Origin of the sequence: Daejeonella sp. (genome assembly GCF_049655485.1) — a bacterium.
Taxonomy (GTDB): Bacteria; Bacteroidota; Bacteroidia; order Sphingobacteriales; family Sphingobacteriaceae; genus Daejeonella.
Genome location: NZ_JBASJU010000140.1, coordinates 1 through 2,564, shown reverse-complemented (window position 1 = coordinate 2,564; position 2,564 = coordinate 1). Strand labels below are relative to the sequence as shown.

Sequence of the window (2,564 nt, the reverse complement as noted above, 5' to 3'; positions counted from 1 at the left end):
GTCTGCAGCTGCAATAACGTGGGGTCAGGCAATATTACGGCTAAGATCGGGTCGGGATGCCATGACCTGCAATCACTCTGTGCACTAACGGGTGCCGGAACTGGCTGCGGTTCCTGTAGGCCAGAAGTGAAAAAGATTCTCGATTCCACCTTGAATAAAGTAGCCGGATTGCCCCAATTGCTATGACATGAAAACTGAGACCATTTCCCATACCATCAAAATAAATCTCACCGGTGGAATCGTTTCTCCGGGCGATCTGTTTACAATTTTAGAGCAAGCCGAACGATGCGGCGTGCGAAACGTGCACATTGGAAATCGGCAGCAGCTGCTATTTACGATAGATCATGAAAAAATGGAAGATCTGGTGGAACGTTTTGAAGTTAATGAGATCGATTTCGAATCAGATAGCGACGAGTATCCGAACATCATGAGCTCTTACGTTACCGAAGAAGTTTTATATACCCCGAACTGGCTTCGCGAAGGCGTGTACAAGGATATTCTTGACAGCTTTTCGTATCGCCCCCGTCTGAAGATCAATATTGTAGATTATTCCCAGAACCTGATCCCGTTTTTCACCGGTAACCTGAATTTTATTTCCTCTTCCGTGAGTAATTTCTGGTATTTGTATATCCGTTTTCCAAAAACAACCACGATGTATTGCTGGCCGTCATTGGTTTATTCTGAGGACATTGCGGGGATTAGTGAAGTTATTGAATCTGTAATTTTCCGGTCGCCGGACCTGTTTTACAACAACCCTGATATAAAGGGACAACAGTTGGTCGAAAGAGTGGGAAAAGAGAATGGCTTCCTGATGCAGGAATTTGATCATCCCCTGATTCATACCGATTTTCAACTTCCCTATTATGAGGGATTTAATAAGTACAGGGAGAATAAGCTTTGGCTGGGCATATACCGCAGGCAGGAGGACTTTAATGTTGAATTCCTGAAGGATATTTGCACTCTTTGCAGTAAAACGCGCATCGGTCAGTTGTATACTACGGCATGGAAATCTCTGATTATTAAAAATATAGATTTACTTGATCGTATTTACTGGAGTAACTTGTTAAATAATTATCGGATCAACGTTCGTCATGCGGCCAATGAACTGAACTGGCAGTTGGAGGATCTTTGCGAAAAAGCCCTTACCCTTAAAACTCAACTGGTAAGAGAATTTGAAGAAGCCGATCTGAGAACTTATCGTTTATGCTTTGCAATTAAAACAAAGCCGCGAACGGGCCTGTTTGGGTCTGTAGTTATCCGTAAACGTAGTACCCGTGGCCGCGGGGGAAGTATTTTATATGAAGTTTTGCATACCCGCGATTTTAATCCGAATTCTAAAGATTATGTAAGTATTGATCGCGAAGTAAGGCAGCACCAGTTGGGTTCTAAGCTTATAGCAATTTGCGAAAGCTATTACTTACTTCGCGACAAGCTTGCAAGCGGATCAGGGCCGGCTAGCGAACAATCTAAAACACTGCCGGCCGTAGTGGCCTCCAGCTGGCAATGCCAGCTTTGCCTTACTTGTTATAACGAACAATATGGAGATACAGCAAACGGTTTGCAACCAGGTATTTCGTTTGAATCACTTGAATATTACAACTGCCCTGTTTGTGATTCTTCAAAAGAGAATTTCCAGCCATTAAAGGTAAGTGTAGCACCTGTTTGATGTATGTTGTAAACCTAATTATCGAAATGGAGAAGCTAATCGGCGTTGTACTCTGCGGCGGGAAAAGTAGCAGAATGGGTAGGGATAAAGGACTTATTCTCATGAATGGTAAACCATGGGCCATGATATGCGCCGAAAAGCTGCAAGAGCTGGGTTTGCGGGTGCTTGTATCTATTAATGACTCACAGAAAGAAGAGTATAGCAAATACTTTCCGCTAAATGCTCTGGTTATGGATAATTGGACCGAGTCAGGACCGATAGGAGGAATTTTAACTGTTCACAAGCAATTTCAGACTTCAGACTTGCTGGTGCTGGCGTGCGATCTTGTGGACATGGATATCTCAACCCTGCGGGTGTTGGTTAACAAGTATACCACTAAACCGTACTTCCACTTTTATGCGTTCCATAATGGGCGCTTTTGGGAGCCGTTGTGCTGTATTTATACTGGACGCGTATTGCAAGGCATTCCTGTATTAGCGAGAAGTTTGCAGGATGTGCTTGGGTCAGGAAATGCGCTAAAAATTCCAGTCCAAAACGCCGGGTGTTTTAAAAACTACAACCGACTTGATTTATGTTCCAATAATTTCCAGATCAATATTTAATAGTAAACCTTGCGTTTTAATTTAGTTTGTCTTTGAATATTTTCTCCAACTTCTCAACTTTTGGCAGGATCACTGCGCGGCAATAAGGCTGCTTCCCGTTCAGGTTATAATAGTTTTGGTGATAATCTTCCGCTTTATAAAAAGTTTGCGCAGCCGAGATTTGTGTCACTATAGGTTTAGGGTAGACCCTGGCTTTATTTAGCTCAGCTTTATATTTTTCAGCTTCGGCCTTTTGCTGCGCATCAAAATAAAAAATAGCGGAACGGTATTGAGTGCCCACATCAGCGCCTTGTCTG

Annotated in this window: 4 protein-coding genes; 3 read left to right on the top strand and 1 reads right to left on the bottom strand. The window is 43.0% G+C overall.

Annotated elements, in window-relative coordinates:
• From WBJ10_RS05760 to mobA, 3 genes are all read left to right on the top strand, one after another.
• Nucleotides 1-186: (2Fe-2S)-binding protein (locus tag WBJ10_RS05760; RefSeq protein ID WP_424288576.1), on the top strand; the 186-nt coding region annotated here is incomplete at its 5' end.
• Between the two features lies 1 nt (nucleotide 187).
• On the top strand, nucleotides 188-1,666 hold the full coding sequence (locus tag WBJ10_RS05755; RefSeq protein WP_424288575.1) for a rubredoxin: 1,479 nt from the start codon (nucleotides 188-190) through the stop codon (nucleotides 1,664-1,666).
• Entirely contained in the window at nucleotides 1,666-2,268 is a 603-nt protein-coding gene (gene mobA / locus WBJ10_RS05750) for a molybdenum cofactor guanylyltransferase (RefSeq protein ID WP_424288574.1), read from the top strand. The genes WBJ10_RS05755 and mobA overlap by 1 nt, the downstream gene beginning before the upstream one ends.
• Before the next feature lie 16 nt (nucleotides 2,269-2,284).
• Here mobA and WBJ10_RS05745 read toward each other — a convergent pair.
• On the bottom strand, nucleotides 2,285-2,564 hold a 280-nt coding region (locus WBJ10_RS05745; RefSeq protein WP_424288573.1), incomplete at its 5' end, for a peptide-methionine (S)-S-oxide reductase.